The organism is Thioalkalivibrio sp. ALJ21 (assembly GCF_000378605.1).
In the GTDB taxonomy this organism is placed as follows: domain Bacteria; phylum Pseudomonadota; class Gammaproteobacteria; order Ectothiorhodospirales; family Ectothiorhodospiraceae; genus Thioalkalivibrio.
The window spans coordinates 196,709-211,707 of the sequence record NZ_KB905156.1 but is presented as its reverse complement, the minus strand read 5'-3'; the positions used below and the strand labels follow the sequence as shown (position 1 = coordinate 211,707).

The 14,999-nt window shown below is 65.5% G+C and carries 16 protein-coding genes and 1 pseudogene; 14 read left to right on the top strand and 3 right to left on the bottom strand.

Translation table 11 applies throughout. The features are described from left to right. Window positions 1-12 precede the first annotated feature (12 nt). The gene (locus tag F579_RS0107010; protein ID WP_019023825.1) at window positions 13-315 is read left to right on the top strand and encodes an encapsulin-associated ferritin-like protein; all 303 of its coding nucleotides are present in this window, start codon (window positions 13-15) and stop codon (window positions 313-315) included. Window positions 316-355: 40 nt separating this feature from the next. Further along, complete coding sequence (locus F579_RS0107005; protein ID WP_019023826.1) at window positions 356-961, top strand: DUF3501 family protein; 606 nt, start codon at window positions 356-358, stop codon at window positions 959-961. Window positions 962-1,188: 227 nt separating this feature from the next. Here F579_RS0107005 and radA read toward each other — a convergent pair whose 3' ends face one another. From radA to F579_RS0106990, 3 genes are all read right to left on the bottom strand, one after another. Next, on the bottom strand, window positions 1,189-2,535 hold the full coding sequence (gene radA, locus F579_RS0107000; RefSeq protein ID WP_019023827.1) for a DNA repair protein RadA: 1,347 nt from the start codon (window positions 2,533-2,535) through the stop codon (window positions 1,189-1,191). Continuing rightward, window positions 2,535-3,821 carry an HlyC/CorC family transporter gene (locus F579_RS0106995; RefSeq protein WP_017926035.1) on the bottom strand — a complete coding sequence of 429 codons (1,287 nt, stop codon included), beginning with the start codon at window positions 3,819-3,821 and terminating at the stop codon, window positions 2,535-2,537. The genes radA and F579_RS0106995 overlap by 1 nt, the downstream gene beginning before the upstream one ends. Window positions 3,822-3,926: 105 nt before the next feature. Next, the gene (locus tag F579_RS0106990) at window positions 3,927-4,727 is read right to left on the bottom strand and encodes an inner membrane protein YpjD (protein ID WP_019023828.1); all 801 of its coding nucleotides are present in this window, start codon (window positions 4,725-4,727) and stop codon (window positions 3,927-3,929) included. 156 nt (window positions 4,728-4,883) lie between these two features. On the opposite strand from F579_RS0106990, the gene ffh reads away from it, so the two are divergent. The 12 genes and pseudogenes from ffh to F579_RS15415 all read left to right on the top strand — a co-directional run. Next, window positions 4,884-6,272 (top strand): signal recognition particle protein, encoded by a 1,389-nt coding sequence (gene ffh / locus F579_RS0106985; protein ID WP_019023829.1) that lies wholly within the window; start codon window positions 4,884-4,886, stop codon window positions 6,270-6,272. 102 nt (window positions 6,273-6,374) lie between these two features. Beyond that, entirely contained in the window at window positions 6,375-6,632 is a 258-nt protein-coding gene (gene rpsP / locus F579_RS0106980; RefSeq protein ID WP_012981840.1) for a 30S ribosomal protein S16, read from the top strand. Between the two features lie 44 nt (window positions 6,633-6,676). Further along, complete coding sequence (rimM, locus tag F579_RS0106975) at window positions 6,677-7,186, top strand: ribosome maturation factor RimM (RefSeq protein WP_017926037.1); 510 nt, start codon at window positions 6,677-6,679, stop codon at window positions 7,184-7,186. 8 nt (window positions 7,187-7,194) lie between these two features. Then, entirely contained in the window at window positions 7,195-7,962 is a 768-nt protein-coding gene (gene trmD, locus F579_RS0106970; protein ID WP_017926038.1) for a tRNA (guanosine(37)-N1)-methyltransferase TrmD, read from the top strand. A gap of 9 nt (window positions 7,963-7,971) precedes the next feature. Then, the gene (gene rplS, locus F579_RS0106965) at window positions 7,972-8,337 is read left to right on the top strand and encodes a 50S ribosomal protein L19 (RefSeq protein WP_012981843.1); all 366 of its coding nucleotides are present in this window, start codon (window positions 7,972-7,974) and stop codon (window positions 8,335-8,337) included. Further along, window positions 8,337-8,912, top strand: a complete 576-nt coding sequence (locus F579_RS0106960) for a methylated-DNA--[protein]-cysteine S-methyltransferase (protein WP_017926039.1) — start codon at window positions 8,337-8,339, stop codon at window positions 8,910-8,912. The genes rplS and F579_RS0106960 overlap by 1 nt, the downstream gene beginning before the upstream one ends. 367 nt (window positions 8,913-9,279) lie before the next feature. Continuing rightward, complete coding sequence (gene soxA / locus F579_RS0106955) at window positions 9,280-10,095, top strand: sulfur oxidation c-type cytochrome SoxA (RefSeq protein WP_026301004.1); 816 nt, start codon at window positions 9,280-9,282, stop codon at window positions 10,093-10,095. Window positions 10,096-10,122: 27 nt separating this feature from the next. Further along, window positions 10,123-10,812 (top strand): sulfur oxidation c-type cytochrome SoxX, encoded by a 690-nt coding sequence (gene soxX, locus F579_RS0106950; RefSeq protein ID WP_019023831.1) that lies wholly within the window; start codon window positions 10,123-10,125, stop codon window positions 10,810-10,812. Window positions 10,813-11,064: 252 nt separating this feature from the next. Then, window positions 11,065-11,748 (top strand): sulfur oxidation c-type cytochrome SoxX, encoded by a 684-nt coding sequence (gene soxX, locus F579_RS0106945; protein ID WP_012981847.1) that lies wholly within the window; start codon window positions 11,065-11,067, stop codon window positions 11,746-11,748. 209 nt (window positions 11,749-11,957) lie between these two features. Continuing rightward, on the top strand, window positions 11,958-13,880 hold the full coding sequence (gene htpG / locus F579_RS0106940) for a molecular chaperone HtpG (RefSeq protein WP_019023833.1): 1,923 nt from the start codon (window positions 11,958-11,960) through the stop codon (window positions 13,878-13,880). A 118-nt stretch (window positions 13,881-13,998) separates the two neighbouring features. Beyond that, window positions 13,999-14,481, top strand: coding sequence for a peptidylprolyl isomerase (locus F579_RS0106935; RefSeq protein ID WP_012981849.1), 483 nt, complete (start codon window positions 13,999-14,001; stop codon window positions 14,479-14,481). A gap of 231 nt (window positions 14,482-14,712) precedes the next feature. After that, window positions 14,713-14,999 (top strand): annotated as a pseudogene (locus tag F579_RS15415) (energy transducer TonB); the annotation flags it as partial.

Below are 14,999 nucleotides of genomic sequence, written 5' to 3'. Positions count from 1 at the left end.
TGGAGACACAAAATGGCCAGTGACAGCTACCACGAACCCGTCGAGGAACTGAGCGACGAGTCGCGCGAGATGCATCGCGCCATCGTCTCGCTGATGGAAGAACTCGAGGCGGTGGACTGGTACCAGCAGCGCATCGACGCCTGCAAGAACGATGAGCTCAAGGCGATCCTCGCGCACAACCGCGACGAAGAGATCGAGCACGCGGCGATGGTGCTGGAGTGGATCCGTCGCCATAACCCGGTGTTCGACCACGAATTGAAAGACAACCTCTGGTCCGACAAGGACTACACCAAGATGGGCCACCACGACCACTGAGGGGTCCTGAGGACCAGTCCGACGTGACGGAGGTATCGAGATGGAGGCAAGTGTGGACAAGCTGAGTCGAGAAGACCTGTATTCGCTGGAGAAGTACCACGAGCTGCGGCCCCAGTTCCGCAACGAGGTCATGCAGCACAAGCGCAATCGCGTGGTGCAGGTGGGCCCGGCCGTGACCCTGCACTTCGAGGATCGCAAGACCATGCAGTACCAGATCCAGGAGATGCTGCGGGTCGAGAAGATTTTTGACGCCGAGGGCATCCAGGACGAGCTGGACGCCTACAACCCGCTGATCCCGGACGGCTCCAACTGGAAGGCGACCATGATGGTCGAGTATCCGGACGTGGACGAGCGCAAGGTGCAGCTGTCCAAGCTGATCGGGATCGAGCGCAAGACCTATGTGCAGGTCGAAGGCCATGACAAGGTCTACCCGATCGCGAACGAGGATCTGGATCGGGAGACCGACGACAAGACCTCGTCGGTGCACTTCCTGCGCTTCGAACTGACCCCGGAGATGGTCTCCGCCGCGAAATCCGGGGCGGCCATTGCCATGGGGGTGGAGCACGAGAACTACAGCCACCGGCTGGACGCCGTATCCGAGGGCACGCGCGAGTCCCTCGCGGCCGACCTCGACGCCGTCAACTGAAGCGGCCTTTTTGCCCGCTTCACCAAAGGCGCCTCCGGGCGCCTTTTTCGTTTCCGGCTTTTGCCGCGGTTGTTGAGGCTGGGCCTGGTTCGTCGTCGGTGTTTACGTGCCTTCGGTCCACATACTGCCAAGCGCTGGCGAGACAGCGCAGGCAGGCGGTGGACCGAAGGCACGTAAACACCGGATGACGAATGGTGCCTTGCCACAAGAGGCGGCGGGGCCAGGCGCTACAGGGCGTCGAGGACTTCCGAAAGGCGGGAGACCGCGACTACTTCCATGCCCTTGATGGGCTTGCGCGGCGCATTGGCCGCCGGCGCGATCGCTCGGGTATAGCCGTGCTTGGCCGCCTCGCGCAGGCGCTCCTCGCCGTTCGGCACAGGCCGGATCTCGCCGGCCAGCCCGACCTCGCCAAAGGCCAGCATCTCCTGCGGCAGTGGCCGGTCACGAAAGCTCGACAGGGCGGCGGCCAGCATCGGCAGGTCGGCGGCCGTCTCGGTGACGCGCACGCCGCCGACCACGTTAATGAAAACGTCCTGGTCGAACAGGGCCACGCCCCCGTGGCGGTGCAGGACGGCCAGCAGCATGGTCAGGCGGTTCTGTTCCAGCCCCACGGTGATGCGCCGTGGCTGCGGGGCATGACTCTCGGAGACCAGGGCCTGCACCTCCACCAGCAGCGGCCGAGTGCCCTCGCGCGTGACCATCACCACGGAGCCGGGCACCGGGCCCTGATGTCGGGAGAGGAAGATGGCGGAGGGATTGGAGACGGCCTTGAGCCCGTTCTCCAGCATCGCGAATACACCCAGCTCGTTGACCGCACCAAAGCGGTTTTTCACCGCGCGCAGCATGCGGTAGCGCCCGTCCGGGTCGCCTTCGAAATACAGCACTGTGTCGACCATGTGCTCGAGTACGCGCGGTCCGGCCAGCTGGCCATCCTTGGTTACGTGGCCCACCAGGATCACGGTGATGCCGCGCTGCTTGGCCAGACGCACCAGCGCGGCGGCACTCTCGCGCACCTGCCCGACCGAGCCGGGGGCGGACTGCAACGCGGCGGTGTACAGCGTCTGGATGGAGTCGATCACCAGCACGCGCGGGCGTTCGCGTTCGCAGGTGGCGATCACGTTTTCCACCTGCGTCTCGGTCAAAAGGCGCAGTCCGTCGACCTCGAGCCCGAGGCGGCGCGCGCGCATGCTGATCTGCTGGGCGGATTCCTCGCCGGTCACATAGAGCGTGTCGCCGACCGGTAGCATGGCCAGGGTCTGCAGCAGCAGGGTGGACTTGCCGATCCCCGGGTCGCCGCCCAGCAGCACGACCGATCCGTGTACCAGCCCACCGCCCAGGGCACGGTCCAGTTCCGACAAGCCGGTGCCGGTGCGCGGGACCTCGCCGGCCTCCACCTCGCCCAGCCGGGTGATGCCAGCGACCTCGCCTGCGTACCCGCCGCGTGGGCCGGCCTGGGTGGCCGGTGCGGCCTCCTCCAGGGTGTTCCAGGCGCCGCAGTCGCCGCACTGGCCGGCCCACTTGGGGCTCACCGCGCCGCATTCCCGGCAGACGTACTGGGTCTTCGCCTTCGCCATCAGGCTTCCTTGTTGTCCGGGCTGGTCGGTAGATCAGGGGCGACCACGCGCACCGTGCGGATGGTGTTGTTCTTGATCTGCACGATGTCCATCACCACGTCGTTGATGCGCACACTCACTGGCGCCTCGGGAATGCTCTCAAGGTATTCCACGATCAGTCCGCTGAGGGTCTTGGGGCCATCCACCGGGAGCTCCAGTCCCAGCGAGCGGTTGAGTTCGCGCAGGTGGATGCCGCCATCGACCATCGCCGAGCCATCCTCCTGGCGCAGCACGTCGTCGCTCATCGCCGGGGAGTCGGTGGTGAATTCGCCAACGATCTCCTCCAGTAGGTCCTCCAGGGTGATCAGGCCCTCGATGTCGCCGTACTCGTCCACTACCAGGCCGATCCGCTTCTTCTGCTGCTGGAAGTTGATCAGCTGGCGGTTCAGTGCCGTGCCCTCGGGGATGAAGTAGGGCGGGGTCAGGATCTGGCGCAGGTCGTCGGCGTCGAAGTCATCGCGCTCGATCAGCGGGATCACGTCGCGTCGGTGCAGGAAGCCGACGATATGGTCCAGCTCGCCCTCGACCACTGGCAGGCGTGTGAAGCTGCCATGGACCAGCTGCTCGACGACTTCGTTCCAGGGCTCGTTCAGGTCCAGCACCACGATCTCGTTGCGCGGGATCATGATGTCCTCGACCGTGGTGCGCTCCAGGTCCAGCAGGTTCAGCAGCATGCGCTGGTGGTTCGCCGGGATCAGCGAGCCGGCCTCGGAGACCACGCTGCGCAGCTCGTCGGTGTTCAGGGCCGAGCGCTGGCCAGGTTTCATGTGCACCCCGAACAGGCGCAGTACGCCATTGGCCATCACGTTGATCATCCAGACCACCGGCCACATCACCTTCAGCAGGCCGGTATAGACCCAGGCCGCCGGGTAGGCGACGCGTTCGCTGTGCAGGGCCGCGAGGGTCTTGGGGGCTGTCTCGGCGAAGATCAGCAGGGTGAGCGTAAGAACGCCGGTAGCGATGGCCACGCCGGTATCGCCGAACAGTCGCCAGCCGATAAAGGTGGCGATCTGGGCGATCAGGATATTGACGAAATTGTTGCCCAGCAGGATCAGGCCAATCAGGCGGTCCGGCCGCTCCAGCAGGCGCGCGGCGAGCGCAGCGCCCCGGTGTCCGGTTTGCGCACGGTGGCGCATGCGGTAGCGGTTCAGTGCCATCAGCGCGGTCTCCGAACCGGAGAAAAACGCCGACAGCAGGAACAGAACGATCAGGGCGCCGAACAGAAAGGAGAGCGGGATCTCTTGCAAGGGGCGGCCTGCGGGTCAGGGATGGGGTGGTCGCCCCGTGGAGGGCGTCTGGGTCATTTCAGGCAAGCGCCGCCGGGGTGTCAAGCCTGGCGGCTGGGAGTGCCATCAGACACGCCCGAGGATGACTTCCAGCACCAGCTTGGAGCCGAAGTAGGCCAGCACCAGCACCACAAAGCCGCCGGTGGTCCAGGCCAGGGCCCGTGTCCCGCGCCAGCCCAGGCGCCAGCGCCCGAGCAGCAGGATGGAGAAGATCCCCCAGGCCAGCAGCGACAGGATGGTCTTGTGCACCAGGTGCTGGGCGAACAGGTCGTCCACAAAGATGAAGCCGGAGAGCAGGCTGAGCCCGAGGAACAGCCAGCCGATGAAGATCATGCGGAACAGCCAGACCTCCATCGAGAACAGCGGCGGCAGGAAGCGCACGATCCCGGAGGTATGGTGGTTGTGCAGCGCGCGGTGCTGTGCGGCCATGACTGCGGCCTGCGCCGTGGAGAGCGCGAGGAAGGCCCAGCCGAGCGCCGAGAACAGGATGTGTACGTCGATCCCGGCCGAGGTCGCGTAGCGCGTACCGTCTTCGCACAGCAGGGCGCCCAGGGCCGCCAGTGCGGTCAGCGGCAGGATCATCACGCCCAGCACGGCCAGCGGATGGCGCAGGGCGGTCAGCCACAACAGCGCAGCAACCAGCCACAGCGATGCGGACAGGGCATTGCCCAGGCACAGGTTCAGGCCGGCCTCGGTTACGACCAGCGGGATCAGGGCCGCCAGGTGCACGATCAAGGCAGCCAGCCACAGCACCAGGGGCGCGCGGGGTTGCCCGGCGGCCAGTGGCTGGGTGCGGGAGGCGACGATCAGGTATCCCGTGGTGGCGAGATACAGCGCTACGGCAAGCAATCCGGCAACGGTGGTCATGGGCGGCGATTATCCCTGCTCCCGAGCCTGAATGCACATTCGGGGCGGCAAACCCGGAGCGCGACTGGGGCCGTGCAGGCCGGGTGGCGGGGCCGGTATACTGTGTGGTCTTTCCCGGCACGGGCCGGGCCAGAACGAGCGAGACGAGGACAGACGATGTTCGACGGCCTTTCCAGCCGCCTCCAGGAGACCATGAAGCGCCTGAAAGGCCAGGCGCGGCTCACCGAGGACAACATTCAAGACGCCCTGCGCGAGGTGCGCATGGCGCTGCTGGAGGCCGACGTGGCCCTGCCGGTGGTGCGCGAGTTCGTCAAGGACGTCAAGGAAAAGGCGCTGGGCCAGGAGGTCATCGGGAGCCTGACTCCGGGGCAGGCCCTGATCAAGGTCGTCCATGACGAGCTGATCGCGACGATGGGCGGGGAGAACGCCTCGCTGAATCTGGCGGTCCAGCCGCCGGCCGTGGTGCTGGTGGCCGGTCTGCAGGGCGCGGGCAAGACCACCAGTATCGGCAAGCTCGCGCGCCTGTTGCGCGAGCGCGAGAAGAAGAAGGTCGCGGTGGTCAGCTGCGACGTCTATCGGCCGGCGGCGATTCAGCAGCTGGAGACCCTGGCCGGGCAGGTCGAGGTCACGTTCTATCCCAGCGATACCAGCCAGAAGCCCGAGGCGATCGCGAGCGAGGCCGTCACACGGGCGCGCCGCGACGGTACCGAGGTGCTGCTGGTGGATACCGCCGGGCGGCTGCATGTCGACGAAGACATGATGGCCGAGGTGAAGGCCCTGCATCAGGTGATCGATCCGATCGAGACCCTGTTCGTGGTCGACTCCATGACTGGCCAGGACGCGGCGAACACCGCGCGCGCCTTCGGCGAGGCCTTGCCGCTGACCGGCGTGGTGCTGACCAAGGCCGATGGTGACGCCCGCGGCGGTGCCGCGCTGTCGGTGCGCCAGATCACCGGGGTGCCAATCAAGTTCATCGGTATGGGTGAGCGCCCGGATGCGCTGGAGCCGTTCCATCCCGAGCGCATCGCCTCGCGCATCCTTGGCAAGGGCGATGTCCTGTCCCTGGTCGAGGAGGCCAGCCGCCAGGTCGACCAGGACAAAGCCGCCAAGCTGACGCGCAAGCTGAAGAAGGGGCGCGGCTTCGACCTGAACGACCTGCGCGAGCAGCTCGGCCAGATGCAGAAGATGGGCGGGATCAGCTCGATGCTGGAAAAGCTGCCTGGGGGCGGCAAGCTGCCGGACGCGGTGAAGAACCAGGCCAACGACAAGGAGATCGGTCGCATGATGGCGGTGATCTCGTCGATGACCGAGCACGAGCGCCGACACCCGGACGTCATCAAGGGTTCGCGAAAGCGCCGGATCGCCGCCGGCTCCGGCACCCAGATTCAGGACGTGAATCGCCTGCTCAAGCAGCACGCACAGATGAGCAAGGCGATGAAAAAATTCTCCAAGGGCGGCGCATCGAAGATGATGCGCGCCCTGGGTGGAAAACTGGGCGGTATGGGTGGAATGGGCGGCCCCGGAGGGGGCATGCCGTTCCGCTAGTCACTGCTGCAACGGCCGTTCGCACCTTGTGCTGGCGGCGGGATTCGTTATAATCGCGCGTTTTCTCGAGAAAACGGACTCAAACGGGGTTCAACAGAACATATGGTTACGATTCGCCTGCTTCGCCGCGGCGCCAAAAAGCGCCCGTTCTACTCGATCGTCGTCACCGATTCGCGCAAGCGTCGGGACAGCGGTTACAAGGAACAGATCGGCTTCTTCAACCCGGTCGCCCGCGGTCAGGAAGAGCCGCTGCGCATTGACCTGGAACGCGTGGACTACTGGCTGGGCCACGGCGCCGGCATGTCCGAGCGCGTGAACCACCTGGTCAAGGGCTACCGCAAGCAGCAAGCCGCGGCCTGAGGCCGTCGGCTCGCTGATTACGCGTAGTAGACCGAACTCCGGTGATGAACGAGGCGGGTGAACGCATCCGCGTCGGGCGCGTCTCCGGGGTGTACGGCGTGAAGGGCTGGGTCCGGATCTTTTCCGAGACCGAGCCACGCGCCGCGATTGCCGACTTCCCCCGTCTGTGGCTGCGTTCCGGCGCTGACTGGCGGCTGGCGGAGGTCGAAGCGGGCCGGGCCCACGGGCCCGGCGTCGTAATGAAGTTTGCCGAGACCGCCGATCGCGAGGCGGCCTACGGCCTGATGGGCGCCGAGCTGGCGATCGAGCGCGACTGGCTCCCGCCCGCCGAGGACGGCGAGTACTACTGGGCCGACCTGCTGGGTATGGAGGTCGAGCACCAGGACGGGACCGCGCTGGGGCGCATCTCCGGGTTCATGGAGACGGGCGCCAACGATGTGCTGGTCGTGCGCGGCGATCGCGAACGGCTGATTCCCTGGGTGCGGGGCCAGTACATCCTGGATGTGGACCTGGAGGCCCGGCGGTTGCGGGTCGACTGGGATCCGGAATTCTGAGGCGGACGATGCGCTTCGATATCGTCACGCTGTTTCCGGAACTGGTAACGGCGGTGGGCGAGTCCGGGGTGACCGGGCGGGCGGTGCAACAGGGACGGCTCGCACTGGAGACCTGGAACCCGCGTGACTGGGGGGCCGGTTTCCACCAGGCGGTGGATGACCGCCCCTATGGTGGCGGTCCCGGCATGGTCATGCAGTATGGGCCGCTGGCGTCCGCGCTGGAGGCGGCGCGAGCCGACGCGACGGCGCCCCTGCACGTGATCGCCCTGACCCCGCAGGGGCGGCCGATCCGGCAGGCGATGTTGCGGGAGCTGGTCAGAAAGCCGCGGGTGGCACTTGTGTGCGGCCGCTACGAGGGCATCGACGAGCGCTTTATCGAGGCGCAGGTCGACGAGGAATGGTCGCTGGGCGACTATGTCCTGTCCGGTGGCGAGCTGGGCGCGATGGTAGTTATCGATGCCTGTGCGCGCCTGCTCCCGGGTGTGCTCGGGCACGCGGATTCCGCCGGGCAGGACTCGTTCAGCGAGGGCCTGCTCGACTGCCCGCACTACACGCGGCCAGAGGTTGTGGCGGGGCGTGCGGTACCGCAGGTGCTGCTGGGTGGCGACCATGGAGCGATCCGGCGCTGGCGGCGGCGCGAGGCGCTGGGGCGCACGTGGGAACGGCGGCCGGACGTGCTGGCGCGCGAAGAATTCGGGGCCGAGGATCTGGCCCTGTTGGACGAATACCGTGTGGAACGACGGAAGGGCGGTCCGCACACCGAAAGCGATGATTGAGGTCGAACGATGAACAGCGTGATTCAGGAACTGGAAGCCGAACAGATGAAGTCCGACGTACCGGACTTTGGTCCGGGCGACACCCTGGTGGTGCAGGTGAAGGTGCGCGAAGGCGAGCGTGAGCGCCTGCAGGCCTTCGAGGGTGTGGTGATCGGCAAGCGCAGCCGTGGCCTCAACTCGGCGTTCACCCTGCGCAAGGTCTCCTACGGCAACGGCGTGGAGCGGACCTTTCAGACGCACAGCCCGCAGATTGCCGAGATCAAGGTGAAGCGCCGCGGCAAGGTCCGTCGCTCCAAGCTCTACTTCCTGCGCGATCGTACCGGCAAGGCCGCGCGCATCAAGGAAGACATCAAGGCGAACCGGAACGGCGCCTGATGGCCGGGGTGGCCGCGCAGCCCCGCTCGCGTCCGCCCGGTTTTCCGTTGTCGGCCGAATCGGCCATGCGAAGCCAGCGCTGTCTCCTGCCGGGAGTCGCGCTGGCTTTTGTGTGGCTGGAGTCCGGGCAGGGGGATCTGCTGGCCTGCGGCTGGCAGTGCCCCGACGATCCACTCGATTTGTCCCCGCTGCGGGATATCCCGACCGCTGACCGGTCCCCTCCTGCCTTCGACCCTGCAGACTACGCCCGCGATCCGACCAAATGGCGGGCGACGCCAGCGGTACCGCCGGGGACGGAGCACGCCCGCCGGGTCTGGGCCGCACTTTCGGCCATCCCCGTTGGCGAGGTGCGGACCTATGCGCAAATTGCCTCACAGATCGGCTCGGCCCCGCGTGCCGTGGGGCAGGCCTGCCGCACCAACCCCTGGCCGTTGTTCATCCCCTGTCATCGCGTGGTGTCCGCGCGTCACCGCGGTACGCGCGACATTGGTGGCTACGCGGGCGACCAGGATGGCCCGTTGGCCGACGTGAAGCGCGCCCTGCTTGTTCACGAAGGTGTGCTCCAGCTCGGCTAGCGCTTTCCACTCCAGTTGCTGGCAGCGTGCCCGTCGTGCGCGGCGCGGTTTCCTTCCTTCTTCAATGGCTTGCCAGACACCCCGTCTGGCCGGGCTCGTGCCGACGAGCCGACACCCTCGAAAATTCCATCACCCAGCGGAATAGAATTCGCGTATGCTGCGTCTGCCAGACGGTGCTGGGCTCCGAGAATCCTTGAAAAACAGACTGTTAGAAAAAGCTAATATAGCTTTTTGTGTTGACAGCACGGACCCCGGTTCAGCACTCTGCTACACAGGTCCGGGCCGCTCCGGTCACGGACCGTATCGAAAAAACCGTGTGATGGAGGTTTCCATGTTCAAGAAAGCATTGCTTGCGTTGCCCGTAGCAATGGCAGTCGGGGTTGCGGGTACCGCGGCTCAGGCAGAATGGCAGGATCCGAACGACGTCCTGCAAATGCTGCTCGAGGCGCAGCCCGACTCGAAGTACCTGCATCAGAGTGAAATGAACATCATGATGATGCCGGACAACCCCGCCCTGTGGCTGCTGGATGACGGCGAGCGTCTGTTCTACGAAGAGCGCGGCCCGAACAACGCATCGCTCGAGAGCTGCGATTTCGGTAAGGGCGAGGGCGTCCTGGACGGCGCCTATGTCGAGCTGCCGCGCTACTTCGAGGACACCGGCAAGGTGATGGACTTCGAAATGCGCCTGGTCCATTGCATGAAGGAGATCCAGGGGTTCACCAGCGATGACTCCGCCGTCTCCCAGCGTCACGGGTCCGGCTCGGACATCATGCGTCTGACGACCTACATCGCGCATCAGTCCTCTGGTTACGAGTGGAACCCGCCGCTGGATCACCCGAAGGAAAAGGCGATGCGTGACGCCGGCGAGGTTCTGTTCTTCCGCCGTGGCGGCGCGATGGACTTCAACTGCGCCGCCTGCCACGGGGCTTCGGGCAAGCAGATCCGTGCGTCCGTGCTGCCGGAGATGCGTAACTCGCAGGAGTGGACCAAGGCCGTCTCCTGGCCGGCCCACCGCGCGGGGCAGGACAACGTCCGCAGCCAGAACCACCGTATCCGTGGTTGCGTATGGCAGATGCGTCATGCCGGTATCCTGCCGGATACCCCGGTGAACACCGCGCTGATCTCCTACTGGAATGACGCGGCGCGTGGCGAACCGGCCATCCTGCCCGACCTGAAGCGGTAACTACGGACGCAATAGGAGACATCAAGTATGTTTAATAAAAACACTGTTGCGGCCGGTGTGGCCGCATTTGCATCCGTCGCCCTGGCCGCCGGCTGTGCCGTCGCCGACGGCAACAAGGCGGATGACGTGGATATCACGGCCATGAGCGCCGAGGAGCTGGCTGAGCATCTCATCTTCGAGACCAACAGCTGGCGTGATCAGGAAATGCAGGAAGGCGGTACCTGGCGCGACCGCATGACCCAGGACGACATTCAGAAGGCCTGCTCGTTCGACTCCACCCGTAATGATCTGGACGGCGAGACCGCCGGCCAGGTCGTGGCTCTGGCACGTGAGCAATACGAAGCGCCAGAAGGCGACATCGAGCTGGGTGACTGGCGCAAGGGTGCCGAGTTGGCGGATTCCGGCTACGGCTACCGTATCGGCCACAACGTCGACGACCACGGTACCCGCGAGGCGGGTGGCAACTGCTACAACTGCCATGTGATGGATTCGAGCGTTTCGGTGCAGGGCACCATCGGCCCGAACCTCGAAAACTACGGTGCGCAGCGTGGCGACAGCCAGGAGATCCGTCAGTACGTGCATCAGGTGATCTCCAACCCGCATCAGTACTTCCCCTGCACGCAGATGCCGCGTTTCCAGGGGCTGCTGACCGAAGAGCAGATCAGCCACATCATGGCCTACCTGCTCGACCCGGAGTCCCCGGTTAACAACCGGTAGTCGTCTTGCACGACAGCTGCTCGGCCCCATCGGGGCCGGTGCAGCAAGGCAGTAGAACGGGTTGTCGCGCCAGGCGCGCGGCAACCCGCTTCCTTACAAATTTCTGCGGTTGGGTGTTTGCACGGCTCTTTTGCGAGCGTGTCCGCCGGGCCGCACAGATGGGCTGAACAGGGGAACCGATGGGCCGCAGGACTGATGCGGCATGGGCTACGAAAGCCATCGGTCGTGACGGACGTGAGGGGAGGCTCAGGGATGTTCAATAAAAAAATTCTGACTGCCGCTGTAGTGGTTTCGGCATCGGCGGCGCTGGCGGGTTGCGACCAGTTCTTTCAGGACGCCTCGGATCGCGAGGTCGATATCACCCAGATGAGCCCCGAGGAACTGGCCGAGCACCTGGTGCTCGAGACCGACAGCTACCGCCTGGACCAGGAGGTTCAGGAAGGGGGTACCGGCCGGGAACGGATGCAGCAGGACGAGATCCAGGCGCTGTGCTCGCTCGAAGGGTCCCCGGACAGTGAAACCGCAGGCCAGGTCGTCGCAGCCGCGCGCGCGGCGTACGAACGCCCCGATGGCGGTGTGGAACTGGGCGACTGGCGCCGCGGCGCCGAGCTGGCCCGTTCCGGTTATGGCTATCGTGTCGGGCACAACAACGACGATCACGGCACCCGCGAGCCGGGGGCGAACTGCTACGCCTGTCACCAGATGGATCCGGCGGAAACCACCTACGGGACGATTGGCCCGAGTCTTGCCAACTACGGTCGCGAGCGCGGAACCGACGAGTCAGTACTGAACTATGTCCATGAGGTCGTCAGTAACCCGCACCAGTATTTCCCTTGCACCTACATGCCGCGATTCGGGCGCAACTTCCTGACCGAGGAGCAGATCAGCCACGTTATGGCCTATCTGCTGGATCCCGAATCGCCGGTGAATCAGTAAACGTTCACACGGTCGCGGGCGGGTCTGAGAGGGCCGGCCCCCTTGGACCACCGCGGGCTGCCCGCGGTGGTTTTTTTGTTTGCAGGGGCCGGGTGCTGGCCACGGCTAGAGGACGTCGCGCGGAGCCTGCGGGCTTGAAAATGCGAACGCTGCCCCCAAGGTGCGTGCTGTAGAACCCATCCAAGCGCACGAGAGGAACGTACAGGACCATGACGGACACGCAGACCGCATCGGCCGCCGAGGCCCATACCGAAACCCGCCGCTTCGAGACCGAGGTCAGTCAGCTGTTGCAGCTGATGATCCACTCGCTGTATTCCAACCGCGAGATCTTCCTGCGGGAACTGATCTCCAACGGCGCCGATGCCTGCGACAAGCTGCGCTTCGAGGCGCTGGCCCAGCCCGACGCGATCCCGCAGCCGGCCGAGCTGGCGATCGACGTCGAGGTGGACAAGGAGGCCCGCACCGTCACCGTGCGTGATAATGGCATCGGCATGTCGCGCGACGAGGTCGTCGAGCACATCGGCACCATCGCGCGTTCCGGCACGAAGGCCTTCCTCGAGAAGTTGACCGGCGACCAAAAGAAGGACTCGCAGCTGATCGGCCAGTTCGGTGTCGGTTTCTACTCCTCGTTCATCGTGGCCGACCACGTCCGCCTCGAGACCCGTCGAGCGGGGACGTCCGAGGACGCCGGCACCCGCTGGGAGTCGCGCGGCGACGGCGAGTACAGCCTGAGCGACTGCGAGCGCCCCGAGGCGGGGACCGAGATCACGCTGACGCTCAAGGAAGATGCCGACGAGTTTCTCGAGCCCTTCCGTCTGCGTCACATCATCAGCCGCTACTCCGACCACGTGGCGTTCCCGATCCGCATGCGCAAAGCGGACGACGACGGCAAGCCCACCGACGAGTGGGAGACCGTCAACCGTGCCAGCGCGCTGTGGACCCGGCCGAAGAGCGAGATCAGCGACGACGAATACCGCGAGTTCTACAAGCACATCGCGCACGACTTCGAGGATCCTGTTGCCTGGACCCACAACCATGTCGAGGGGCGCCAGGAATACACCACGCTGTTCTACATCCCGAAGCGCGCCCCGTTCGACCTGTGGGACCGCGACGCGCGCCACGGCGTCAAGCTCTACGTGAAGCGCGTGTTCATCATGGACGACGCCGAGAAGCTCCTGCCCAGCTACCTGCGTTTCGTGCGCGGGGTGGTGGACTCGGCCGATCTGCCGCTGAACGTCTCGCGCGAGATCCTGCAGGACAACCGTCTGGTGGATTCCATCCGTTCCGGTTCGGTGAAGAAGATCCTCGGCCTGCTGGAGGGCATTGCGAAGAACGAGCAGGAGAAGTACGCCGAGATCTGGCAGAACTTCGGGCGGGTGCTGAAGGAAGGCCCGGGCGAGGACTACGCGAACCGCGAGCAGATCGCGGGCCTGCTGCGCTTCGCCAGCACGCACAACGATGACGACGCCCAGAACGTGTCGCTGGCCGACTACATTGGCCGGATGAAGGACGGGCAGGATGCGATCTATGTGATCACTGCGGACAACGCCAGCGCGGCGCGCAACAGCCCGCACCTGGAGATCTTCCGCAAGCATGGTATCGAGGTGCTGCTGCTGTCCGACCGGGTCGACGAGTGGCTGCTGTCGCACCTGCGCGAGTTTGACGGCAAGCCGATCAAGAACGTCGCCAAAGGTGACCTCGATCTGGACAAGATTATCGGCGAGGATACGACGACAGAGGATGCCGCCGACGACAGCGCGAAGGCCGACGAGGACCTGGGCGATCTGCCGGGGCGCATACAGGCCGCGCTGGGCGAGCGCGTCGACTCGGTACGCGCCTCGAAGCGCCTGGTCGATTCACCGGCCTGCATCGTGCTCGGCGAGCACGAGATGGCGCTGTACCTGCAGGAACTTCTGAAGCAGGCCGGCCAGGAGACTTTCTCCAGCAAGCCGGTGCTCGAGATCAATCCGAAGCATCCGCTGGTCGAGCGCCTGCGTGCCGCCGAAGGGGACGACTTCAACGATCTGGCCTCGCTGCTGTTCGATCAGTCGCTGCTGGCGGAAGGTGGCCAGCTGGAGGACCCCTCCGGCTTCGTCTCGCGCCTGAACCGTCTGCTGCTGCAAAAGGCCTGATCGCGGAACCGGGGGAGGATAGACCTTCCCCGGAAACCGCCCCGGCAAAGGGTGGACCTGACGCCACGGGGCCATGCGCGTTACCCTGTGCGGTCCATATATCGAGAAGGCGAAGCCCATGCAAGTTGCACAAAACGCCGTGGTGTCCATCCACTACACCCTGACCAACGACGCTGGCGAGACCATCGACAGCTCCGAAGGCCGCGAGCCGCTCGCCTATCTGCACGGGAATGGTCAACTGGTCCCGGGTCTCGAGCGCGAGCTTGAGGGCAAGGCCGCCGGTGACAAGGTTCAGGCCAAGGTCGCCCCCGCCGAGGGTTACGGCGAGAAAATCGACGCCATGGTGCAGGAGATCCCGCTGGAGGCCTTCCAGGGCGTGGATTCCGTGCAGCCGGGCATGCAGTTCCAGGCCGAGACTCAGAATGGTCCGCTGACCGTGACCGTGACCAAGGTCGAGGGTGACACCGCGACCGTGGATGGCAATCACCCGCTGGCTGGCGAAAACCTCAACTTCGACGTCGAAGTCGTCGAAGTGCGCGAGGCCTCCGCCGAGGAGCTGGAGCACGGCCACGCCCACGGCGTCGGCGGTCACCAGCACTGAGCGCGTCCGCATGCCTCGCCCTGCGCAGGGCGGACCCTCAAGGGCCCCGGACTCCGGGGCCTTTTTTGTGTCCGTGCATCATCTTTCCCGGTTTTAGTAAATGGTGTTGCAAACCATTCGCATTCTCTATAGTGTGGCGTCCGTGCTGAACGACGGGCGGAAAAGTGAGGTGCTGGCAGACGGACGTCGGGCGCCGAATAATGCGGTGTCCGGATCACGCCAATGCCTCTCATGAAACCACCTCGTCAAGGTCCCGCCAGCCGCCTGCGCCCCCTCGCGCTGGGCCTGGCCGTCAGTGTTGCGCTGCACGGTGCGGTGCTGGGTGGGCTCTGGCTTGTTCGCGACGGCGAAGAGCCCGAGCTGATGGAGTCCGGGGGCGGTGGTGGACTGCAGGCCCACTGGGTCGACCTTGACAGCATTCAGCCCGAGGACATGCTCGCTGAAGACTCTGGCGAGCCGGAGCCGGAGCCGGAGCCGGAGCCGGAGCCGGAGCCGGAGCCGGAGCCGGAGCCGGAGCC